The 21,440-nt window shown below is 54.0% G+C and carries 22 protein-coding genes; 9 read left to right on the forward strand and 13 right to left on the reverse strand.

Annotation, left to right across the window (positions count from 1 at the left end):
• Positions 1 to 165: 165 nt before the first annotated feature.
• Positions 166 to 1,080 (reverse strand): LysR substrate-binding domain-containing protein, encoded by a 915-nt coding sequence (locus ABK821_RS02345; protein WP_343178649.1) that lies wholly within the window; start codon positions 1,078 to 1,080, stop codon positions 166 to 168.
• 365 nt (positions 1,081 to 1,445) lie between these two features.
• On the opposite strand from ABK821_RS02345, the gene ABK821_RS02350 reads away from it, so the two are divergent.
• Genes ABK821_RS02350 through ABK821_RS02360 form a run of 3 tightly spaced genes read left to right on the forward strand, consistent with a single transcriptional unit; the run spans position 1,446 to position 3,713 of the window.
• The gene (locus tag ABK821_RS02350; RefSeq protein WP_138361800.1) at positions 1,446 to 2,129 is read left to right on the forward strand and encodes a nucleoside recognition domain-containing protein; all 684 of its coding nucleotides are present in this window, start codon (positions 1,446 to 1,448) and stop codon (positions 2,127 to 2,129) included.
• Entirely contained in the window at positions 2,122 to 2,589 is a 468-nt protein-coding gene (locus tag ABK821_RS02355) for a YjiG family protein (RefSeq protein ID WP_138361801.1), read from the forward strand. Before ABK821_RS02350 ends, ABK821_RS02355 begins: the two co-directional genes overlap by 8 nt.
• 20 nt (positions 2,590 to 2,609) lie before the next feature.
• Positions 2,610 to 3,713, forward strand: coding sequence for a M20 peptidase aminoacylase family protein (locus tag ABK821_RS02360; RefSeq protein ID WP_138361802.1), 1,104 nt, complete (start codon positions 2,610 to 2,612; stop codon positions 3,711 to 3,713).
• A 169-nt stretch (positions 3,714 to 3,882) separates the two neighbouring features.
• On the opposite strand, the gene ABK821_RS02365 is transcribed toward ABK821_RS02360, so the two are convergent.
• The 4 genes from ABK821_RS02365 to ABK821_RS02380 all read right to left on the reverse strand — a co-directional run bounded on the left by ABK821_RS02365 (position 3,883) and on the right by ABK821_RS02380 (position 6,377).
• Complete coding sequence (locus ABK821_RS02365; RefSeq protein WP_138361803.1) at positions 3,883 to 4,131, reverse strand: DUF3343 domain-containing protein; 249 nt, start codon at positions 4,129 to 4,131, stop codon at positions 3,883 to 3,885.
• Positions 4,128 to 4,895, reverse strand: coding sequence for a putative 2-hydroxyacyl-CoA dehydratase activator YjiL (gene yjiL / locus ABK821_RS02370; protein ID WP_308564519.1), 768 nt, complete (start codon positions 4,893 to 4,895; stop codon positions 4,128 to 4,130). The genes ABK821_RS02365 and yjiL overlap by 4 nt, the downstream gene beginning before the upstream one ends.
• 2 nt (positions 4,896 to 4,897) lie before the next feature.
• A complete protein-coding gene (locus ABK821_RS02375) occupies positions 4,898 to 6,055 on the reverse strand; it encodes a double-cubane-cluster-containing anaerobic reductase (RefSeq protein ID WP_138361805.1) in 1,158 nt (385 codons plus the stop codon).
• A gap of 82 nt (positions 6,056 to 6,137) precedes the next feature.
• Positions 6,138 to 6,377 (reverse strand): DUF2164 domain-containing protein, encoded by a 240-nt coding sequence (locus ABK821_RS02380; protein WP_138361806.1) that lies wholly within the window; start codon positions 6,375 to 6,377, stop codon positions 6,138 to 6,140.
• A 616-nt stretch (positions 6,378 to 6,993) separates the two neighbouring features.
• Between ABK821_RS02380 and ABK821_RS02385 the strand changes: the two genes are divergently transcribed.
• Positions 6,994 to 8,205: a phosphoadenosine phosphosulfate reductase gene (locus ABK821_RS02385; RefSeq protein ID WP_138361807.1), complete on the forward strand. Its 1,212-nt coding sequence runs from the start codon at positions 6,994 to 6,996 to the stop codon at positions 8,203 to 8,205.
• The gene (locus ABK821_RS02390) at positions 8,205 to 8,831 is read left to right on the forward strand and encodes a ParB/RepB/Spo0J family partition protein (protein ID WP_138362049.1); all 627 of its coding nucleotides are present in this window, start codon (positions 8,205 to 8,207) and stop codon (positions 8,829 to 8,831) included. The genes ABK821_RS02385 and ABK821_RS02390 overlap by 1 nt, the downstream gene beginning before the upstream one ends.
• Positions 8,832 to 8,838: 7 nt before the next feature.
• Here ABK821_RS02390 and mdtM read toward each other — a convergent pair whose 3' ends face one another.
• From mdtM to ABK821_RS02415, 5 genes are all read right to left on the reverse strand, one after another.
• Positions 8,839 to 10,080 carry a multidrug efflux MFS transporter MdtM gene (mdtM, locus tag ABK821_RS02395; RefSeq protein WP_343178650.1) on the reverse strand — a complete coding sequence of 414 codons (1,242 nt, stop codon included), beginning with the start codon at positions 10,078 to 10,080 and terminating at the stop codon, positions 8,839 to 8,841.
• A gap of 311 nt (positions 10,081 to 10,391) precedes the next feature.
• Entirely contained in the window at positions 10,392 to 11,681 is a 1,290-nt protein-coding gene (locus ABK821_RS02400; RefSeq protein ID WP_138361809.1) for a DUF445 domain-containing protein, read from the reverse strand.
• Complete coding sequence (locus ABK821_RS02405) at positions 11,674 to 12,336, reverse strand: LysE family translocator (RefSeq protein WP_343178652.1); 663 nt, start codon at positions 12,334 to 12,336, stop codon at positions 11,674 to 11,676. The genes ABK821_RS02400 and ABK821_RS02405 overlap by 8 nt, the downstream gene beginning before the upstream one ends.
• A gap of 46 nt (positions 12,337 to 12,382) precedes the next feature.
• Positions 12,383 to 13,141 carry an AraC family transcriptional regulator gene (locus ABK821_RS02410; protein ID WP_343178666.1) on the reverse strand — a complete coding sequence of 253 codons (759 nt, stop codon included), beginning with the start codon at positions 13,139 to 13,141 and terminating at the stop codon, positions 12,383 to 12,385.
• Positions 13,142 to 13,353: 212 nt separating this feature from the next.
• Entirely contained in the window at positions 13,354 to 14,766 is a 1,413-nt protein-coding gene (locus tag ABK821_RS02415) for a PLP-dependent aminotransferase family protein (protein WP_343178653.1), read from the reverse strand.
• Positions 14,767 to 14,946: 180 nt separating this feature from the next.
• Here ABK821_RS02415 and ABK821_RS02420 point away from each other — a divergent pair, with 180 nt between their 5' ends.
• From ABK821_RS02420 to ABK821_RS02435, 4 genes are all read left to right on the forward strand, one after another.
• Positions 14,947 to 15,111, forward strand: coding sequence for a DUF1127 domain-containing protein (locus ABK821_RS02420; protein WP_343178654.1), 165 nt, complete (start codon positions 14,947 to 14,949; stop codon positions 15,109 to 15,111).
• A 146-nt stretch (positions 15,112 to 15,257) separates the two neighbouring features.
• Complete coding sequence (locus ABK821_RS02425; RefSeq protein WP_138361814.1) at positions 15,258 to 15,722, forward strand: MarR family winged helix-turn-helix transcriptional regulator; 465 nt, start codon at positions 15,258 to 15,260, stop codon at positions 15,720 to 15,722.
• 5 nt (positions 15,723 to 15,727) lie between these two features.
• Complete coding sequence (locus tag ABK821_RS02430; protein ID WP_343178655.1) at positions 15,728 to 16,795, forward strand: HlyD family secretion protein; 1,068 nt, start codon at positions 15,728 to 15,730, stop codon at positions 16,793 to 16,795.
• Positions 16,785 to 17,867 (forward strand): DUF2955 domain-containing protein, encoded by a 1,083-nt coding sequence (locus ABK821_RS02435; protein WP_343178656.1) that lies wholly within the window; start codon positions 16,785 to 16,787, stop codon positions 17,865 to 17,867. Before ABK821_RS02430 ends, ABK821_RS02435 begins: the two co-directional genes overlap by 11 nt.
• 98 nt (positions 17,868 to 17,965) lie before the next feature.
• On the opposite strand, the gene yjiA is transcribed toward ABK821_RS02435, so the two are convergent.
• The 3 genes from yjiA to btsT all read right to left on the reverse strand — a co-directional run bounded on the left by yjiA (position 17,966) and on the right by btsT (position 21,400).
• Complete coding sequence (gene yjiA, locus ABK821_RS02440; protein ID WP_142503055.1) at positions 17,966 to 18,922, reverse strand: GTPase; 957 nt, start codon at positions 18,920 to 18,922, stop codon at positions 17,966 to 17,968.
• 11 nt (positions 18,923 to 18,933) lie between these two features.
• Complete coding sequence (locus ABK821_RS02445) at positions 18,934 to 19,137, reverse strand: YbdD/YjiX family protein (RefSeq protein ID WP_138361818.1); 204 nt, start codon at positions 19,135 to 19,137, stop codon at positions 18,934 to 18,936.
• Between the two features lie 112 nt (positions 19,138 to 19,249).
• Positions 19,250 to 21,400, reverse strand: a complete 2,151-nt coding sequence (gene btsT, locus ABK821_RS02450; RefSeq protein WP_142503054.1) for a pyruvate/proton symporter BtsT — start codon at positions 21,398 to 21,400, stop codon at positions 19,250 to 19,252.
• Positions 21,401 to 21,440: the final 40 nt, after the last annotated feature.

Consider the following 21,440-nt stretch of genomic DNA (forward strand, 5'->3'; position numbering starts at 1 on the left):
GCAGACTGTCTGACGTTATCAGTATCGTTCAAATCTGGCGCGAATATCAGCGCCCGTTTGCACGTGATGGAACAAGTGGGCGCTGGCTCGCCAGCATCATCGCCAGTGACATTATGTATAGCCAGAATCTATATCCGCACAGGTTCCGCTTGGATGAGCGCGCACTCAGGTCGTCAGCGCCCGCTGCGCATCGCGAAAAGCGTTATGCAATAGTCGCCACATATGATGGGCTGCGGGTGAAAACCGACGGTCGGAGTTGCGTAATAAGTGGCATTGGGCGCTACTGGCGATAGGATGGTCGATGGGGATCGCGGTCAGTATGCCATGGGCGATGGCTTCCCGGGCGGCATATTCGGTCATAAACGAGATCCCCAGACCAGCCTGGCTCAGGCTCATGGCGGTTGAAAAGAGGTTACAGCGATAAGCGGGATGAAACTGTAGTCCGGCGGTTTTAAACATGGCGTTCATATGGCGCTGGAGACCGAAGCTTTCGGTTAGCGCGATCAGGCGATATGGGGTTAACTCGTCAATCGTGACAATAGACTGCGTCGCTATGGGATGCTGCGGAGATACGACCGCGCAGATAGGCCCCCACTGAAAGCTGTGGCGTTTCAGCTCCGGGTTGCCGATGGGGCCGAAGGCCACTGCCATATCCGCTTCGCCGCTGGCGATATCATTAAGCATCTCCTGCATGCTGCTGACGATAATATCGACGAACACGTTCGGCCAGGATTGAGAGAAGGTGCTCATCACCGATTCAATAAAGGTGGTGACCAGTCCTCCGCCAATCCTCACCGATATACTCCCGCCGCGCATGTGGCGTAAATCTTTTAGATGGCTTTCCAGTTTTTCTCGTCGCTGGCGGCTTTCGCAGTAATCCTCCGCCAGCAGACGCCCCGCTTCGGTAAGCACGACATTGCGCCCCCGGCGCTCCAGCAAAGGCAGTTCCAGCGCTCGCTCCAGTTGTGCTATCTGGCGGCTAATGACCGACGGATTGATCCCCAGAATATCGGCTGCCCGCCGAATACCTCCCTGAATACCGACTTCATACAGATAGCTCATGGGCTTCTCGTGTAACATCGTTTCTCACTCCTTTGTTGACCTAAAGTCAACAATAACACCCTTTAGCAGGCATTTATCATCCTGTCTGGTTATAGATAATCGTTATTCGGACAAAAAACAGGAATGGAGGAAAATGCGGGGCGGATAAAACAGCGATACTAATCAGATAACCCAATTATGGGTGCTGATGAATAAGGTATTTATATAAAATAAATAAGATGAATAAGGTTTTGGTATGTCTGCCAGCCTCTTTTAAAAAAGGAAAGCCTTAGTTATCTATGGATGTTATTTCGTCAAAATAATAAGCCAGAAGAATAATAAATTGACAATATTGCACATTACATACAATCGGACAGATATTCCATGATGTGAGAGGATTGGGTATGAGTGAAAATAAAACGTTGGAATGTTCCTCCAACGATACAACAAATGAATGGAAAGTAGGGCCTGGCGCCTGGATTTCGCTGGTAATCGTATTATTGGTTTTCTCAGGGTTATTTTTTAAAGTTGAAGGGATGGCCTGGTTGGGGGCTTTTGACTTCACCACGCTTGGCGGCGCATTTGGGACCATGAAAACGCCAGAAACCAACTCTTTTATCGGCAGTGGTGGGATCAGCGCGAAGGCCGGGTTTTTATTTGCCCTGTCACTGGTACCGACGGTAATGCTGGCGCTGGGGCTGCTGGAAATATTTACTCACTACGGCGCGATCCGCGCGGCGCATAAGCTGCTGACACCGCTATTACGTCCGCTGTTGGGTATTCCTGGGTACACCGGTCTGGCCTTAATTACCGATCTACAGAGCACCGATGCCGGTGCGGCGTTAACGAAAGAGTTGTATGACAGCAAAAAAATTAACCGCAAAGATGTGGTGATTATGGGGGCCTGGCAATATTCCGGCGCGGGCCTGATTAATAACTATTTCTCTATTGGTTCGGCGCTGTTCGCATCGTTAACGATCCCCATTATTATCCCGCTGCTTTTAATGTTTGTCCTGAAATTTGTTGGCGCAGTAATCGTCCGTATGGTTTTGAATACTGCCTATAAAGGAGATTTTGACAATGAGTAATTCGGCAAAAGTCGCCAGTAATCCGTTCGATATTTTTGTTATTGGCGCACGGAAAGGATTTAATATTGCCATCAACAATCTGATGCCGAATGTATTAATGGCCTACGTCATTGCCGAAATGCTTAATTTGCTCGGCGTGATGCAGATAATAGGCCATCTTTGCGCGCCGCTGATGGGGCTGTTTGGCCTGCCTGGCGAAGCGATTACCGTTCTGCTGACCTCCTGGCTTTCCGCTTCCGCGGGGACCGGTGTGGCGGTGAGCCTGCTGAGCAAAGGTACCCTCAATGTGACAGATATCACTATCCTGATCCCGGCGATTTTTCTGATGGGCTCGCAGCTCCAGTACATGGGACGGCTGCTCGGGGTGGCGGATGTACCGAAAAAATATTGGCCGCTGCTGATGGCGGTGAGCATTATCAACGCCGTTATCGCCATGCTGGTCATGCGCGTGATTGCATAATAAAAGACAAGGAGTAAAACGTGTCGCGAACTTTAGAGCATTTCAATTATTTGCATCAAATTCCGGAATTGGGCTTTGAAGAGTACAAAACGTCGGCTTATATCGGCGATGCGCTGGAAGCTGCGGGTTTTCAGGTTTCCCGCAACGTTGGCGGCACCACCGGCATTGTTGCGCAACTGGATAGCGGCAAACCGGGGCCGGTAGTGGCGCTGCGGGCAGATATGGATGCGCTGGGCCATATTATCGGTGGTCGTTTAGAGGCCCGCCATACCTGCGGCCATGACGGGCACTCTTCGGTGGTGTTGACCGCTGCCGAAGAGATCCTCGCTGAAGGTCTGGTGAAGCGTGGGACGTTAAAAATACTTTTCCAGCCAGCTGAAGAACTGGGAACCGGGGCGATAGCGCTGACGGAAGCGGGCGTTCTGGATGATGTGGAGATGTTGTTTGGTTTCCATCTCAGGCCGCTGGAAGAGTGTCCAAAAGGGAAGGCGGTTCCGGCGATGTACTACTCCGCTTCCGCGACGGTAATGGTTGATTTCCACGGTAAAGCCGCGCATGCGGCCCGTCCTCATCTGGGCATTAACGCGCTGGATGCCGCGTCGCATGCTGTGCAGGCGGTAAACGGTATCCACCTGGCGCCTTCGCTGACCTGGAGTGCGAAAGCTACACGTTTTCTTTGCGATGCGGGAGTGACGAATTCTGTTCCGGCTAAAGCGCACGTGTGCTGGGATCTGCGGAGCGCGGAAAATGACGGGATGGCAATGCTGAAAGAGCGCGTAGTCAGGGCGATAGAGAGCAGCGCGGCAGCTTACGGCGCCACAGTGGATATCAGGATCGTCAAAGAGATGCCTGCCGCCATTATTAATGAAGAGGCTACGGCCATTGTCAGCCAGGCGATTCGGGAAACGTTTGGCGATGCGGGCTTAACGGAAGCGAAGAGCACGCCGGGTAGCGAAGATTTTTTCCACTATCTGCGTTTGCGCCCGGAAGTGAAAGGCGGGTTCTGGGGACTGGGCTGTAACCTGGTGCCGGGTCTGCATCACCCGGAGATGCATTTCGATCGCGAATCGCTGGCGGATGGCGTGCGGGTGTTTAAATCTTGCATTCGTCAGGTGCTGGGTTAAGGGAAGAATCCGGCGATTGCGCGCGCATTTTTTCTGCTGGTAGGGTCATGGCCCTATCCTGAAGACAAAACCGTAAAATTCGGCGGTCCGCGTAAACAACGCGCCGCCGACTCATTCCGCATTGTGCGCTCTGCTGCAATGTGCGGGATGTTCTTAAGATCCCTCATGTTCATTGCGGGAAGCGGGTCAGTAGCTGGTAGTTATCCCCGGTGACACAAAATATTGCTTCCGTTTCGCCGGGGATTACCCACTGCTGCTGCTCTCCCGCCTTACAGCTCAGATAAATACAGAGTCCGCAGCCGCCGCGTAGCTGGCGGGGAATATCCTTTACCCGAAAATGCATTTCTGCGGCCTGCAGGGCTTTGCGCATCCTCACCACGCCTACCGTGGAATGAAATAAAAACAGATATTCCGTCATTTGCGACTCCTCTGGCGTAGACCAATCAGCGCCGCACCGATAGCCCCGGCAAACTGAGCGTCGGGGTGGGTATGCACCGCCATGCCGATGTGCCCCTCCAGCATTCGTGCGAATGCCGCGCAATGGCTGACGCCGCCGGTAAACAGCAGTGGACCATGCGCCGAAAGGCGGCCAATAAAATGGGCGCTGCGCCGGGCCATGGCATTGATGACCCCGGCAAGGATCGTCTCTGGCGGCACCCCTGCAGAACGCAGGCTGATGGCCTCGGATTCGGCAAATACCGTGCACATGCTGGTCATCTCATGCGGCTCAATACCCGCGGTGATGCTGTCCAGTTGCTCGACGCTGGCGCCCAGCGTGCGCGAGATCACCTCCAGGAAGCGACCGGTACCCGCCGCGCATTTGTCATTCATCAGAAAGTCGGTCAGATTACCGTCGTCATCCAGTTGGATAACCTTACTGTCCTGGCCGCCAATATCGATGATCGTGCGGGTGGCGGGGGCCAGCAGGCGAGCCCCCAGTCCATGGCAGGAGATTTCGGTGACCTGCTTATCGGCAAAATCCACTAACTGGCGACCATAGCCGGTTAAGGTTAAAAACGGGCGTTCGCTTAACCCGGCACAGAGCGTTTCCCAGGCTTCGACGATGGCGTCGGCGGGGCGAAACGGCGTTGGGCTAAGAAAACGGCGCTGAATGATGCCGTTTTCAAGCAGGATGCCCTTTGTGGCGGTGGAACCGGAATCAATTCCTACGCAAACACTCATGCTTACTCCTCGAGCATTTCAACAAAGGCTGCGACACGCGTGCTGAGCTGGCCGATATCCGCCGTTGAATAGTCGGTCTCGATAGCGATATAGGGAATGTTGTGCTGCTGGCGCACGTGACGTTTAATCGCCAGCGATTCCACCGCGTAGGTATGGCAGGCCTGCAAAATGACATCCACCACGCCATCGGCCTGATACTCGTCAATCATCTGGCTGAGCAGGGTTAAGCGCTGATCATTCGGTGAGATGCAGGAGCAGCCGATGGCGAGATATTTGTCGGTCAGGGCGTCGTAAACGTCGCCGTTCTCCTCCACACAGCGTTCGGTGGCTTTGGCGCCGGTGCAGTTTTCAAAGCCCACCACCCAACCACCGTTCTCTTCAATAGCGCGGACGACTTTTTCCGCCGCGCCGCCAATCGGGCAGCCGGTGATCAGAATACGTGGCCGCGCTTCCAGCCGTTTACCCTCGTGCCACTCCTGGCGAACCCGTTCAGCCATGTTATTGAGTTCATCAATCAACGCCTCTTTATCGAAGCGGAATGTCGCGCCGTAGACCACTTTTAAGATATCGCTGCCGCTGAGCGCGGGAGGATTGAGTTGCCCGACGCGATAGAAATTCGCCAGCGCCCGGCGTTCACGATTCTTGAGGATAATCGCCTCGCGCAGTGCGGCTTCGGTGATCGGCGTGCCAAAACGCGCCTCAACCACCTGCTGCAGGCGCAGAATTTCCGCTTTCCACAGCGCTCTTGAGGCCGCGTCGTTGGCGCTATTGGGCAGTTGCATAATGTGCACCGCCTTAAACTCGGCCATGTATTCGTACATTTTCTTTTTGCCGTCGCAGGTGGTTTCACCCACCACGAGGTCGGAAAAGTAGAAGTAGGGACATTTGTCGGTTTTGCCAAAGCCATAGCTGCTTTTTATCAGCGGACAGAGATTGCGCGGCAGATCTTTTTCCGCCTCTTCAATCGTTTCGTCAGAGGTTGAGCACAGCGAAACGACTACCGCACCTGCGGCCAGCGGGATCTCCTGTGGCATAAAGGTGCAGTAGGTACCAACCAGCGGAATATGGTGTTCTTTAAGCTCCATGACCGTGAGAAAACCCTTCTGGCGGGCTGCAGAGAACTGGTCAAAGATGGCGGGTAGATCGGTGATAAGTGACATGGTTTTCCTTCCCCGTACACGGGAGATGATGAAAGAAGCCACATTATAACCCTGCAAACACTGCGTATTTATTGATCTCCCGCTAATAGATCTTTTTCAGATCCATCTCTTCCTGGATTCGATCGCTCCAGGCAAGGTGAGTGCTAATCGCCGCATCAATCCCGGCATTGTAAAACGTTGGGCCCAGTTCTTTAGTGATAAAGTCGATAAAGAATTCGGCATCAAATTGCTGCAGTTCCAGTTCAAAATTATCTTCGCAGTATTTACATAACTTTTCGCGCAGCAAATCGCGTTGCGCCAGGCTGAGATCGATATCGTTCATTACATTCCTTAATAAATATTGTTACCGTTAGACAGAATTCAAAATTATATCCGATATTAATGATTAACTTGCCCGAAAGCGCGATGTTTTTCCTCATCAGGAAGATATTGATAAAATATGTCAGAGTATAGAACATGATCTGGATCAAATTTCATCGGATTAAATGGAAATAATCAATATTTCTCATAACATCATGAATTTAAATGGGATAGTATCATCTCGCCAGTGTTAGCAACATTTAGTTGTGTTCGCCTTTTTTCAGCATAGTAATATCTATCTGAATATTCTCTGGCCTGATTCTGGATTATCAGGCTGACGGAATTTATCTATATCCGTCATATTTCAAGTTGCTTATGCGTTGACGACGCGCGTTATTCGGTCCGTTCAGGGCTGCTGCAGGCAGCGTTCAAATCTGTTTCTGGCAGATTTGTCTCCCGAATCACTTACTTGCGTAAGCTCATCGGGACACTCTTGCTTGCCGCATGGCCGGTCTTCGGTATCATGTTTCGGAGTCGGCGTATGCGCGTTCAAAACGGTTATCGTTTTGTCCTGCAACTCGAATTATTGAGGGTATATAAGTACATTTTGACAGCGATTCATTTATCATGGGTGAAGGATGAAGCTCGTAAAACTGAATATGAATGTTTTTGACGCTGCCCTGATGCGCTTAGATTGGGTATTTGATACCTTTGATCGGGTGTGTTTATCTTTTTCCGGCGGCAAAGATTCAACGGTATTATTTCATTTGGCTGCCGCCGTCGCGCGGAAAAAAGGGAAGACATTTGCGGTATTGTTTGTTGACTGGGAAGCGCAGTATTTATTAACCATTCAACATGTACAAAATATGAAAGACCGTTATCAGGACGTCGTGAGTCGGTTCTACTGGGTGGCGCTGCCTATGACAACGGTGAGCGGCGTATCGCAACATGAGCCCGAATGGGTTGCCTGGCGTCCAGGGGTGGAATGGGTGAGACAACCGCCTCATGATGCCATCACGGATGCGGCCTTCTTTCCTTTTTATCAGCCAGAAATGACATTCGAATCCTTTGTCCCGGCCTTTGCGCACTGGCTGGCCGCAGGCAAAAGTCTCGCCTCGCTGATCGGTATTCGTACCGACGAGTCGCTGCATCGCTATATGGCGCTAACCTCATCGACGAAACTGCGCTTTGAGGAAGATAAACCCTGGACGACGGCCTCGCCGGAAGGGTTTAGCTACACCTGCTATCCCCTCTATGACTGGCGGACCCGCGATATCTGGATTTTTAATCACAAGTCGAAACTGCCCTACAATCCACTTTATGATCTGATGTATCGTGCTGGCGTGCCATTGAAGAATATGCGCGTATGCGAACCTTTTGGCCCTGAGCAGCGTCGTGGGCTATGGCTCTATCATATTCTGGAACCTGATACGTGGGAGCGCATGTGCCGTCGGGTATGCGGGGCGCACAGCGGCGCGATTTACGCCAATACCAGCGGCGATTACTTTGCGCTGAAGACGAAAATCCGCAAGCCGCCGCACTATAGCTGGCGCGAGTATGCGCTCTTTTTGCTCGATAGCATGCCGGAAAAAACGGCCGAGCATTACCGGAATAAAATCGCGATTTATCTGCGCTGGTACCAGACCCGCGGTTTCCCCGATGATATTCCCGATGAGCAGGAAAAAGATCTCGGCTATCGTGATATTCCCTCATGGCGTCGTATTTGCAAAACGCTACTGAAAAATGATTTCTGGTGTCGGATGCTTTCATTCAGTCCGACGCAGCCTAAGCACTATGAACGGTACTGTCGGCTTATGGGTAACAAACGCAAAGAATGGAGAGTGTTGTGATATCACCGGATGTGGCTAAAACAGTGATTGAATATCTGCAATCGTTTGATGACCTTGATATGAAAATCAAGGCAATAAACGAGCTAAAGAGCCTGATTCATCAGCACAGTCCGTTTCGCCGTGAACCGGTGGACTGCGTTCTCTGGGTGAAGGCGCAAACGGTAGAGGCGAATGACTATAATCCAAACGTGATGGCGAGTGTGGAAAAGCAGCTTCTGGAGCGCTCCATCGAGCTGGATGGTTTTACGCAACCGGTCGTGGTGGCTCGCCAGCAGCAGCGTCATCTGGTTGTGGACGGCTTTCATCGCCATCTGATTGGCCAGCGTCGTCCACAACTGAGCCGACGTCTCCATGGTTATCTTCCGGTGACGCTGATCAATGCCGAACGAGAGGGAGAGAAAGAGCGTATTGCTGCGACCATTCGCCATAATCGCGCCAGGGGCAAACATCAGATCGCGGCGATGTCGGATATTGTGCGCGATTTACACCGTCAGGGGTGGGACGATCGGCGCATTGGCGAAGAGCTGGGTATGGATGCCGACGAGGTGCTGCGCCTCAAACAGATCAGCGGCCTGACGGAACTGTTTGCCGATGAGAACTTTAGCGAGGCCTGGACCGTGGAGTAGCGTTTCTCTACTCCTGCATCGGCGTTGCATCCGGCAACTTGCGCATCCGGTTCAGCAATCCTGCCAGACAGAAAGCGGCTGCTATCCCTGCCGCGACGCCCAGGATGTGAAAAGGCAGTCGGCCGCCATTAAACCACAGCCAGCGCGCTGCTTCGATGGAGAGTGCGCTGACGCTGAGGATCACAATGTTCAGCGAAGCGGAAACGGTGCCTTTTGGCAGATCGTTAGAGAACAGGGTAAAGCGGAACAGCGTCGGGAAAATCAGCCCAATGCCAAAAGCATAGAAGCAAGTGCCCAGCACTGACCACAGCCAGATGTGCGGCCAAAGCAGATTGCCGGCGATCAGTAGCGTCAGACCGGTCATTTGAATGGGTACTGCACGCCAGATAAAGCGTGGGTGGGCCGGATCTTTTACCCAGCGCGCCACCGACAGACTGGCGATAATCACTGAGCTGAATATGGGGGCCTGAGTCCAGGCAAACGCTGCGGAGCTCAACCCGCCGTCATCAATCAGAATAACCGGTGAAACCGCAACCCAGCTCATCAGCGGGATATAGCTGAGCGAGATCGTGGCGGCGCCGAACAGAAAGATTCGGTTGCGAAACGCGTCGCGGAAGTCGCGGACGACGCCGCTGACGCTAAAGGCAACGTCGCCGCGTCGTATGGTTTCCGGCATATTCAGCAATAGCCCCAGCCAGGCGATAAATCCCATCGTGGCAATAATACCGAACAGCGTTTTCCAGTGGATGAAATGCATCAGCGCGGCGCCGGAGAGCGGGCCGATAATCGGGGCGATCAGCACGGTGGAGGTAATAATGGCCATTAGCTTGATCGATTTCGTCTCGCTGAACGCCTCCTGCACGGTGACGTAACCGACTGTAGCGATAAAACAGATGCTGGTGCCCTGGATAAAACGTGTTGCGAGGAATTGCGTCATCGAGGTGGTAAACATCGTCGCGCAGCAGGCAAGGGTAAAAATCAGCGCGCCGGTAAGCAGCACCGGCCGACGACCGACGCGGTCCGATAGCGGTCCGAGCAGCCACTGCAGTATCATTCCGCCAGCCATATACAGGCTAACCGATGCGGGCGCCAGCGCCACATCGGCGTCAAAATCATGCACGACGTGAATGATGCCGGGCTGGATAAGATCGGTGGTCAGGTAAGCGGCGAAATCATACAGGATCAGCGCCACAGGAAAGAACAGCGTGGCGGAATGCCGGGCGAAAAAACGAGTCATTCCTTGCAACATCAGTGGGCTCCTTGTCGAGTCTCTGTACATTTTATCGCCCGGCTCTGGCGTAATCCGCCGCCTGACAGAAATGCGAGCACGGTCTGTAATACTGGTTGGTCATCGGGCTATCAAAACGCACAGCGTTTTGTTCAGGTACGGCCGGGAGGCAAAATGACCAGTGAAATAATCCCGGTGGGATAGGTTCTGAACCGGCGCATGCTATTTCAGCAGTTCACACGGCAACAAATTTAGGGTCAATAGAAATATCCATATTTTTTAATATGTTAATTATCTTTATGATAAAAAGATATTAAAAACAATCTATTACGTCATATATGAAGATGCAGCAGCGACGGAATTTGTGAAAATAGCCACAATACCAGGCCGATAGTACCGCCAACCAGCGTGCCGTTGATGCGGATAAACTGCAGATCCTTGCCAATGTTCAGTTCGATTTGCCGTGACATGTCGCGTGAGTCCCAGCTTTTTACCGTATCGCTAATATGGCGTGTCAGGAACGTCGCAAATTCTGGCGCAACCCGATGCGCCGCCTGCTCAAGATGCTCGCTCAGTGATTCACGCAGCGCTTTATCATGGAGCAGCGTTTCACCAAACCATTGTCCGGCGTCGGCAATGCGCTGCTTAATACGTGAATGCTCGTGATTGACGTCGCGTTTGATCCAGCCGCGCAGGTCGGCCCATACCTCTCCAAGGTAACGATTAAAGGTTTCATCGTTTTTCAGATATGCCTTAATATGATCCGCTTTTTCCGCCATCTGCGGATCGGACTTAAGGTTGTCGATCAACGTCAACGTGGCGCGATCGAAGGCCTTGCGGATCTGATGGGCCCGATCCTGGCTGACTTCGTCAAGTAGCGTATTGACCGCATCGGTGACCATTTCCGCGCTGTGCTCGCCCAGCCATTCGGTGGGTAACAGTCTGGCCTTTAGCGGATGTTCGGTCTTCAGCCAGTGTACGATCCCGCGGGAGATAAATGCCCGTGAACTGTCGCGTTGTAGCAGGGCGATCAACTGGCTAATGAGCGAATCCAGCAGTTTCTGGTGGCGGTTATCGCGGGTCAGCCCTTCGAGCATCATGGCGCTGGTTTGGGTTAAATCAACCTTATCAATCGCCTTATGCACCGCCCGACGCAGCAGACGTTGAATTCGCGCATCATCGGTCAGTTCCAGAAAGCCGCTCATCACTTGCAGCAGATGCTGACCAATCCTGCGAGCGTTTTCCGGCTGGCTGAGCCAGTTGCCGAGCATTAGCGCCGGTTGATAGCGGCGGATTAGCGCCACCAGCGACGGCGTGTCGAGAAATTTTTCCTGCACGAAATGGCCGAGATTGTCCGCAATACGATTCTTATTGCGCGGGATAATGGCTGTATGCCGTGACACAAACGGCAGCGGAATGCGGCGAAATAGCGCCACTACCGCAAACCAGTCCGCCAGCGCGCCAACCATCGCCGCTTCGGAAATAGCCTTCAGCGCACCGACCCACGGAGCCGGCGGCAGCACGAGAGTAGTGATAAAAATAGCGGCTGCGATCAGCAGCAGCAATAACGCCAGTCGTTTGGCGCGTTTCAGGTCAGCGATTTTATTCATAGGGTTAAGCATATAACCTGACGGCGAACGGGTGCAAAAACTGCCACACGATCCAGCAACCAAAAGCCATCAGGACGCCACCGGCTACCTGCTCAATTCGCCAGACGACTGCGGAAAGGCGGCGTTGCACCGACGTGAGTGCCATTAGGGATACCAGTAACAGATCCCACAGCAACACGACGCCGGTCATCCAGACTCCGCTCACCACTTGTTGCAACATCGTGACATTTGGGCCAAGTAGCGAGGTCATCAGCGCGAGGTAAAACAGGGCGTTTTTGGGATTGAGCAGTGAGGAACCGAGCCCCAGAAGCAGTTGTTTTAGCTGCGACGGGCGTGAAGCCGGCGCGCCGCGTAAATCCAGCATTGTCGGGCGACTGCGTACAAGCAAACTGCCAATCCACAGCAAATACGCCGCACCCAGCAGTTCAATCAGCGTAAAAAGCAGGGGGTGCTGGCGCAGAATTTCCCAGCCGATAATCGCCAGCATGATATAGAGGCCATTACCGGCAGCAATACCGACGCACAGCCCGGCGCTGCCGCGCAGCCGATAGCGGATGGCGTAGCCCACCAGCAGGAAAAAATCAGGCCCTGGGCTTAACAAGGCAACAAAATGAGAGAGCGCGAGCGCCGGAAAGGCTGAGGGAAAGAGCGTAGTAAATGTGTTCATAGCAACCTCAGTAATAAACTGAGGCCACCCTACGCCTGCGCGAACGTTAATTATTGTCTGATATTGATCGGCCCTGTGCGTACTGACGCGGCGTGGCGGCGGTATAGCTGACAAAGGTCTTATGGAAGTGACTCTGGTCGGCAAACCCGGCCTGATAGCCGACGTCGGCAATAGTATCTCCGGCGCGCAGGCGCGTTTTGGCGAATTCAATACGCGCTATATTCAGAAAACTGGCAGGAGTCAGGCCAGTATCCTGCTTAAAGACGCGGATCAGCGTCTCTTTGCGCAGGGCGAACTCATCGGCGAGGTTATCCAGCGTAGGCGGAGCCTGCAGGCTTGTTCCCAGACGGTTAAACAGCCGTGAGCTGGTTTGGCTGAGCGCCAGAGGCGCGAGCGGGCGCAGAGGTAGGCACTGAAGTAATCGGGCTATGTTTGCGGGGAGCGTCGCGGTTTGTTGTTGTTTCATCTGGTCCACGATCTGCAGATACTGCGTGAAGAGCCCGCGGTCATGTATTACCGGCTGAGATGTCGCCAACTGGCACTGAGGAGGAATATTCACCAGCTGTTGTCGGCACCAGTTTAAATCGAGGTAAAGCATATGGTAACTGCGCGGCTGATCGTTACGCGGGTTGCAGCTGTGGGGCGTTTGCGCAGGGATGAGAATCAGATCGCCAGTACGCAGTAGATACTCCTGTCCGTTGCAGATACAGCGCGTTTCCCCTTCAATAATCGCCCCGAGAGAGAGTTGTGGGTGATGGTGGCATTTATAGGCCTGGCGGCTGCGCCAGGTGCTGCGCAGCTCCAGCTAGGGAAGCTGCTCGTTGCGCCAGAAGGTTTGCGGAATATCACGGGGTTGCGTCATGGTGCGCTCGTGTTGGCAAGGGATGGTTTGTTATAACACAGATGGAAACATTGTTTGGCCGTAAGCCCTCCATTCCCGAATTAAAGCGTTGTGAACCCGAAGCTGGTGGTTATACGCCAGTAAGCGATCTCTCCGCCTGCCGGAAGAAGGACGTTTCATGTCATTGCCACTTTTATCGCGTTCCCCAATTTTTGCATGACTTCCCGATGTTTCTCATCTGGTGCTAACGCGCAGTTGATGCGCACGCAGTTGCGGTATTTTCCTGATGCGGAAAAGAGCGAGCCCGGTGCGACCTGGATTTTCAGGCGACATAACTGTCTGGCGACGCAGACCATATCAACCTGCTCCGGCAATTCCACCCACAGCATAAAGCCGCCTTTGGGGCGCGTTACGCAGATCCCGCTGGGAAAGTATTCTTGCGCCCAGCAGGTAAATATCTCCATATTACGCTGATAGATCTGACGCATCCGTCGGACATGGCGGTGATAATGCCCCTCACGAATAAAGGCCGCCGCCGCCAGCTGCGTGGCGGGGACATTGGTGCCGATAACAGCGTATTTCATGTGCAGCAGTTTGTCATGATAGCGACCGGGGACGGCCCAACCGACACGCAGACCCGGCGCGACAGATTTGGTTAATGAACTGCACAGAATGACCCGGCCGTCGATGTCCCAGGAGTGAATAGTGCGTGGACGCGGGTATTCCGTTGCCAGTTCGCCATACACATCGTCCTCAAAAATCACAATATCGTGGCGTTGAGCAAGGGACAGTACCGCTCTTTTACGGGCCTCCGGCATGATAAATCCCAGCGGATTATTGCAATTGGGGACCAGAATGACGCCTTTGATGGGCCACTGCTCCAGCGCCAGTTCCAGCGCCTCAATACTGATACCAGTGTCAGAATCGGTGGGGATTTCAATGACTTTTATTCCCAGACCGCGCAACAGCTGCATGGTGCCGTAGTAGGCGGGGGATTCAATAGCGACAATGTCTCCCGGCTGACAAACCGTCAACAGCGCCAGTGACATTGCGCTCTGGCTACCGCTGGTGATCACAATATCATCGGCGTCGATGACTGAACCGCTATCCAGCATCAGGCGGGCAATTTGTTGACGCAGTTCCCGGCTGCCGGGGAGTTGGTCGTAGCCCAGCACCGACTTCAGATTATGCTGCGCCACCCGGCTAAGCTCGCGCCAGAGCGGTTTCAGGCTGGGTTGACTGACATCCGGAATACCGCTACTGAACGGGACAATCGAGCTATCGTGATGGCCCTCAAGCATATCCAGCACCTGATCCCATTGCGTAATTTCTACCGGGCGCTGTACCGGACGTGACATGGGAGGGACTGGCGGCTGCGCTTTCCGCGGCGCGACGAAGTAGCCCGAACGCGGCTGCGGCGTAATGAGCTGCCGCGTTTCCAGGGTCTGATACGCCTGCTGTACGGTACTGATGCTGACTCCGTGTTGCTGGCTCAGACTCCGCACCGACGGCAGTTTTTCCCCGTGGCGATACAGCCCTTGCTCAATACGCTCGGCCAGCAGATTAGCCAGATGTTGGTAACGCGTCACGCTGTATCCCTCATAGATGTCATACAGATAGAAAAACCAGTACAGATGGCGGGAATTAATCCGGTTCAGGTACGGTTTTAACCAATCTGTATGTTAAATAAAAGTATTTTGTGAATCTGTATTATACGGCCTGCAAGCCCTCAGAATGAAGCCTCTGCTAATCATATGGGGAGGTGGCGTGTGGAATTTCATGAGAACAAAGCAAAACAGCCGTTTATCGGTTTTGTGCTGATCTGGCATGCCTACAAAGCGCGGCGACGGCAGGCACAAACCCGGCGCATCCTGCAATGCATGAGCGATGAGAGATTGAAAGATATTGGCTTACGGCGGGATCAGGTCGAGTAGCCATGAGGTCGTTTATAAAGGCTGAACAGGTTGATGTCCGGCCTTTTTATATTCATAAAATTTATCAATTAATGCTTCCTGATAGTTTGTTTCTTGATACTTATCCTGGTAACTATTATTTTCTCTTCAGCTAAGAGGGAAAATACATGACCGAAGATGATCTGTTTGCCCGCCGCCCGATGGGGATGCGTATGGCGATGGTGGTGCGCCAGTGGCGAGCCATTATTGATGCCGCTATCACCGATACCGGCCTGACGCAGTCAAGCTGGACGGTGTTGATGCAACTGCATCAACTGGGTGATAACGTCTCGGTGAGTGAACTGGCGGAGGTACAGGGCATTGAGCTGCCGCCGCTGATGCGTACCCTTACTCAACTGGAAAATCAAGGTTATCTGGTGCGTTCAACATCGCCATATGATAAGCGCATCCGCCTGCTGACGCTAACGGAAGCAGGGCGCTCCCGGCTGGTAGAACTGAACCGGGTGATTGAGATCTATCAACATCGGGTCACGCGTACGCTTCCTGAAGCGGAACTCGCCGCTTTCAGCGCCACATTAAATCAAATCGCCTGCAATCTGCGGTTAATCCGCGAAGAAGACAATCAACACTAAAAATTATGATGACCCCAGAACAAAAATTTGCCCGTTGGGTAAGGGTGAGTATTGCCGCTTTCCTTGCAATATTTACCTGGTTTATCGTTGCCGATATCTGGATCCCGCTGACGCCGGATTCCACCGTGATGCGCGTGGTGACGCCGATCTCTTCGCGCGTTTCCGGCTATGTCTCTCACGTCTACGTACGCAACAATAGCCAGGTGAAAAAGGGCGACCTGTTGTATGAACTGGACCCAACGCCGTTTATCAATAAAGTTGAAGCCGCACAGATTGACTTTGAGCAGGCGAAGCTGAGCAACCAACAGCTGGATGCGCAGATCGCCTCTGCGCGCGCCAACCTGCGCACTGCGCAATATACCGCCCGCAACGATAAACTCACGCTTGACCGCTATCAGCGACTGAGCGCGATGCAGAATGTCTCGCAGTCTGATCTGGATAAGGTACGCACGGCCTGGCAGACCAGCGAGCAGTCGGTGGCGGCGCTGAATGCCAGTATCCAGAACCTGCTGATCCAGCGCGGTGAACGCGACGACAGTCGCAATGTGACACTGCAAAAATACCGCAATGCGCTGGAGGAGGCGCAACTGAACCTGGAGTGGACAAAGGTGCGGGCGGAAACCGACGGGACGGTGAGCAATCTCCAGCTCAACCCTGGGCTTTACGCCACTGCTGCCACGCCTTTACTGGCGCTGGTCAGTCCTGAGATGGATATTGTTGCTGACTTTCGTGAAAAAAGCCTGCGCCATACCCGTATTGGCACGGATGCGGCAGTGGTGTTTGACGCCATGCCGGGCAAAGTGTTTCCTGCGCATGTGACCAGCAGCGATGCCGGGATTCTGGCCGGGCAGGAAGCGGTTAACGGCCAGTTGTCGCAGCCGGAGCAGTCGACGCGCTGGGTACGCGATGCCCAACGGATGCGTATTCATGTGGCATTGAACGAGCCGCTGGAGACCCCCCTGCCGACCGGGGCGCGCGCTACGGTGCAGTTGTATAACAGCGAAGGGCCGTTTGCCCGCACCTTTGCCGGGGTGCAAATTCACCTCGTTAGCTGGTTGCATTATGTTTATTAACTTGCTGGCGTCGATCAACACCCTGGCCCGTGTATTCAACTCGCATGATAATGTGGCCTACACCGCCAATGATTTTCGCCAGACCGTGCGTATTTCCGTTGCCGGGACGATAGCGCTGAGCATCTCGACCTTCTACAACGTGCAGTACGGCGTGTTCTTTGTGGTTTATCCGCTGATGCTGCTGTCGCTGGTGCCGGTGTTTAATCGCCATGTGGCGAGACAGTTTGTATTCAGCGCGGCGGTGAACTGTGTCGAAATGGTGTTGATTGTCGGCTATCTCTCGCAGTGGCCGGTCATTATGACGCTGGTGGTGTTTGGTTTGTACGTGATGCGCTTTCGTTTTATGAGTAAGGGGCCGCTGTTTTTACTCGGAGCGATGGGGGTGGTGTGCCAGAGCACGATGCTCAACTTTATGAGTTACCCCACCACCAACTGGCATACGCTGATGTTCTCCAATATGGAAGCCTGCGTGATGGCGGTAGCCCTGAGCGCGCTGCTGCACTATCTGATCCCCGATGTCGAACCGCGTCAGCCGCCGCCGCGTATTGTGAAAGATGCCACCCGGATTCGCCATGAGTCGCTGCTTTCCGGCACCGTGGCGACGATGATCTTTGTGATCTTTCAGATCTGCGATTTGAGCGATTCGTTGTCGGCGCTGATGGCGGGTATTTTGATTCTGTTTCCGATGCATTATCGCGGGGCGGTGTTAAGTTCTCTCTGGCGCGTGGTCGGCGTGGTCTTGGCCTGTATCTATATTCTGCTGGTGCAGCTGCTCATTTATGACTTCAGCAACCATATGCTGCTGATGATGCCGCTGATCGGTCTCGGGCTGGCCTTTAGCGCTCGTCTGCATGTGATGGAAAAGGTCGGCGCGGGCGTCGGTTTTGCCAGTATCACCACCATCGGGATTATGTTCGGCCAGAACCTGCACCCGGACAGCGATCTGGTGTTCAGCGATCTGTACCGCATCACTTCAGTCACCGTCGCGCTGGTAGCGACGCTGACGATGGTGTTCCTGGTCCACCGCATCCTCAACTGCTTTGCCGCGACGCGGTTTGTGATTACTGAGTGAGTGGGGGGAGTGAGTGCCGGATGGCGGCTTCGCCTTATCCGGCCTGTGTCGTTGATTTGTAGGTCCGGTAAGCGCCACCGGACAATCCAGAATAAGGGTTACTTCTTCAACCCCGAAAATGCGGCTCTGATCTCATCTTCCGGCAACTGAATGCCGATAAATACCAGCGTGCTGTGCGGCTGTTCGTCGCCCCACGGGCGGTCCCAGTCGGCGCTGTAGAGGCGCTGGACGCCCTGGAACAGCAGGCGGTTCGGTTCGCCGTCAATCCACAGCATGCCTTTGTAGCGCAGAAGTTTCTCCGCCGATTCCAGCAGCAGGTTTTCCATCACTCGCGACACGTCGCTGATATCCACCGGATAATCCAGTTCCACCACAACCGATGAAACATCGTTTTGCTTATCGGCGATAAAGTGAAAACGCGGTTTGCTGCTAACCACGTTCTCTTCCAGCATAAAGCCGCTGGTGTCGAACAACAGGGAGAGGTCGATATCGCCGTGCGTGACGGTGTAAATCGGGGCACGGGCGTTGATACGCGCTAAACGCTCACACAGTTTTTCGCTTTCGCCTGCCACGTCGGTTTTGGTTAGCAGAATGCGATCGGCATAGCCGATCTGCGACTGGGCGATGGTGAACTGATTCATCTGCTGGTCGGCATGTACCGCATCAACTAAGGCAATGACGCCGTCCAGCAGGTAACGTTCGCACAGCACTTCATGGGAGAAAAAGGTCTGAATAATCGGGCCGGGGTCGGCCATGCCGGTGCACTCAATTACCAGCCGGTCAAAATGGATGTTGCCCTGGTCGAGGTTGTCGAGCAGGTCTAACAAGGCATCTTCCAGTTCATTGGAGCGGGTACAGCAGATGCAGCCGTTGGTCAGGGTTTTGATCTGGGTGGCGCGATCGCCGATGAGCTGATCGTCAACAGCAACCTCGCCAAATTCGTTTTCGATAACGGCGATTTTAAAACCGTGCTGTTCGTTGAGAATATGGCGTAGTAGGGTGGTTTTCCCCGCGCCAAGAAACCCGGTCAGCAGGGTCACTGCAATCGGTGTCATGTTTGCCTCCATTAACAGCAGCGCATACCGCCTTTGCCATCGCCACCGTAGCGGGCTAGCTGGCGTTCGCGAAAGAATTCATCGTAGGTCATATACGGCTTGTCCGGATGGTTGGTCTGCATATGCTCGACGTAGTTGTCATAATCCGGAATGCCAATCAGCATTTTCGCCGCCTGGCCGAGATATTTTTTTGCCTGACCTAAGTTACCAAACATTTTGCCGTCCCGTTAATGAATAAAGCCGGATGGCGGCTTTCGCCTTACCCGGCCTACGTTAACTGCATTTTGTAGGCCGGATAAGCGTAGCGCCATCCGGCATCAGGTTTAGTTAGTGATGTGAAGAGGTCTCCACACCGCCTTCCGGTACCGGCACGTACGGGGTCTCTTTATCGGTGCGCACTTTATTGTTGCGCACGTTGAGCCAGGTTTTGATGCCGTAGAAGATGATGCTGTAGACCACCACCAGGAACAGAATGCTCAGACCGGCGTTGGTGTAATTGTTCACCACGATATGGTTCATGTTGGCAATCTGCTGTGCGGTCAGTTCACCGCCGGAAGCAATCTTCTCTTTGTACTGCTGAGCCATGAAGAAGAAACCTTCCATCTGCGGGTTGGTGCTGAACAGTTTCAGACCCAGAGCCCAGGTGGTGCACAGCAGCAGCCATACGGCGGGGATGACGGTAACCCAGATGTATTTGGTGCGCTGCATTTTGACCAGCACCACGGTGCCAAGCACCAGCGCCACGGCGGCCAGCATCTGGTTAGAGATACCGAACAGCGGCCACAGGCTCTTCACGCCGCCCAGCGGGTCGACCACGCCCTGATACAGAAGATATCCCCACAGACCGACGCAACCCGCAGTACCGATGACGCCAGCAACCAGAGAATCGGTTTTCTTGAGGAACGGCACGAAGTTGCCCAGCAGATCCTGGAGCATAAAGCGGCCTGCGCGGGTACCGGCATCCAGTGCGGTGAGGATAAACAGCGCTTCAAACAGAATACCGAAGTGGTACCAGAAGCCCATATCCGCCATCGGAACAATTTTGTGGAACACATGAGCAATACCGACAGCCAGGGTTGGCGCGCCGCCTGCGCGGTTCAGTACCGACGGTTCGCCGATATCTTTCGCGGTTTGCAGGATCTGTTCAGGCGAAATCACAAAGCCCCAGGAACTGACGGTTGCTGCGGCGTGCGCGGTCACATCCTTCAGTTGCGCGGCAATCATCGCGGCGTTCTCACCGCCCATTTCATGCAGGTTTGGCATGGTGATGCCAAGGCCAGCAGGTGGGGTATTCATCGCGAAGTAGAGGCCCGGCTCGATAATTGATGCCGCCACCAGCGCCATCACCGCTACAAAGGACTCCATCAGCATCGCGCCGTAGCCGATAAAGCGGGCGTCGGTTTCGTTAGCCAGCAGCTTCGGCGTCGTACCGGAAGAGATAAGGGCGTGGAAGCCGGAGACCGCGCCGCAGGCGATAGTGATAAACAGGAACGGGAACAGCGCGCCTTTCCACAGCGGGCCGGTGCCATCGATATACTGGGTCACGGCCGGCATTTTCAGATCCGGATTGAGAATCACGATACCCAGCGCCAGGCCGACGATAACGCCGATTTTCAGGAAGGTCGCCAGGTAGTCGCGCGGCGCCAGAATCAGCCATACCGGCAGCAGTGCGGAAATAAAGGCGTAGCCAATCAGGGTAAAGGTGATGGTGGTGTCTTTAAAGGTCAGCGCCGGGCCCCAGTACGGGTCGTGCGCAATGATGCCGCCGAACCAGATGGATGCAACCAGCAGAACGATACCGATAACCGACACTTCACCCACCCGGCCCGGGCGCAGGAAGCGCATGTAGATACCCATAAACAGGGCGATCGGTACGGTCGAGCAGACCGTGAACACGCCCCACGGGCTTTCCGCCAGCGCTTTTACGACAATCAATGCCAGCACGGCGAGGATGATGATCATAATCAGGAAGCAGCCGAACAGGGCAATGGAACCCGGTACCGGCCCCATCTCTTGCTTGATCATTTCCCCCAGCGAAGCGCCGTTACGACGCGAGGAGATAAACAGCACCATAAAGTCCTGTACCGCCCCCGCCAGCACGACGCCCGCCAGCAGCCACAGAGTGCCCGGCAGGTAGCCCATCTGCGCGGCGAGAACCGGGCCTACCAGCGGACCGGCACCGGCAATAGCGGCAAAGTGGTGGCCGAAGAGCACGTAGCGGTTAGTCGGTACGTAGTTCAGGCCATCGTTGTTAATGACCGCCGGCGTGGCGCGCGTGGGGTCGAGCTTCATCACCTTTTGCGCGATGTACAGGCTGTAGTAACGATAGGCGACAAGGTAGACGGAAACCGATGCCACTACGATCCACAGGGCACTAACGTGCTCGCCGCGGCGCAGGGCGATGACTGAGAGGCAAAATGCCCCGATGATTCCAAGAATCACCCAGGGTATGTGCTTGAATAACTTTTTAGTATCCATAGTAAAACCTGGCTTAATTAGATGAGTAATAGGCCGAAGC

The organism is Klebsiella sp. KE9456 (assembly GCF_043832615.1).
Taxonomy (GTDB): Bacteria; Pseudomonadota; Gammaproteobacteria; order Enterobacterales; family Enterobacteriaceae; genus Klebsiella; species Klebsiella indica.

Bases quoted from the DNA above. Each gene is read 5' to 3' on its own strand.
- ABK821_RS02345 (WP_343178649.1), bottom strand. From the start codon at position 1,080: ATGTTACACGAGAAGCCCATGAGCTATCTGTATGAAGTCGGTATTCAG.
- ABK821_RS02350 (WP_138361800.1), top strand. From the start codon at position 1,446: ATGAGTGAAAATAAAACGTTGGAATGTTCCTCCAACGATACAACAAAT.
- ABK821_RS02355 (WP_138361801.1), top strand. From the start codon at position 2,122: ATGAGTAATTCGGCAAAAGTCGCCAGTAATCCGTTCGATATTTTTGTT.
- ABK821_RS02365 (WP_138361803.1), bottom strand. From the start codon at position 4,131: ATGACGGAATATCTGTTTTTATTTCATTCCACGGTAGGCGTGGTGAGG.
- yjiL (WP_308564519.1), bottom strand. From the start codon at position 4,895: ATGAGTGTTTGCGTAGGAATTGATTCCGGTTCCACCGCCACAAAGGGC.
- ABK821_RS02375 (WP_138361805.1), bottom strand. From the start codon at position 6,055: ATGTCACTTATCACCGATCTACCCGCCATCTTTGACCAGTTCTCTGCA.
- ABK821_RS02380 (WP_138361806.1), bottom strand. From the start codon at position 6,377: ATGAACGATATCGATCTCAGCCTGGCGCAACGCGATTTGCTGCGCGAA.
- ABK821_RS02385 (WP_138361807.1), top strand. From the start codon at position 6,994: ATGAAGCTCGTAAAACTGAATATGAATGTTTTTGACGCTGCCCTGATG.
- mdtM (WP_343178650.1), bottom strand. From the start codon at position 10,080: ATGTTGCAAGGAATGACTCGTTTTTTCGCCCGGCATTCCGCCACGCTG.
- ABK821_RS02400 (WP_138361809.1), bottom strand. From the start codon at position 11,681: ATGCTTAACCCTATGAATAAAATCGCTGACCTGAAACGCGCCAAACGA.
- ABK821_RS02405 (WP_343178652.1), bottom strand. From the start codon at position 12,336: ATGAACACATTTACTACGCTCTTTCCCTCAGCCTTTCCGGCGCTCGCG.
- ABK821_RS02425 (WP_138361814.1), top strand. From the start codon at position 15,258: ATGACCGAAGATGATCTGTTTGCCCGCCGCCCGATGGGGATGCGTATG.
- ABK821_RS02430 (WP_343178655.1), top strand. From the start codon at position 15,728: ATGATGACCCCAGAACAAAAATTTGCCCGTTGGGTAAGGGTGAGTATT.
- ABK821_RS02435 (WP_343178656.1), top strand. From the start codon at position 16,785: ATGTTTATTAACTTGCTGGCGTCGATCAACACCCTGGCCCGTGTATTC.
- yjiA (WP_142503055.1), bottom strand. From the start codon at position 18,922: ATGACACCGATTGCAGTGACCCTGCTGACCGGGTTTCTTGGCGCGGGG.
- ABK821_RS02445 (WP_138361818.1), bottom strand. From the start codon at position 19,137: ATGTTTGGTAACTTAGGTCAGGCAAAAAAATATCTCGGCCAGGCGGCG.
- btsT (WP_142503054.1), bottom strand. From the start codon at position 21,400: ATGGATACTAAAAAGTTATTCAAGCACATACCCTGGGTGATTCTTGGA.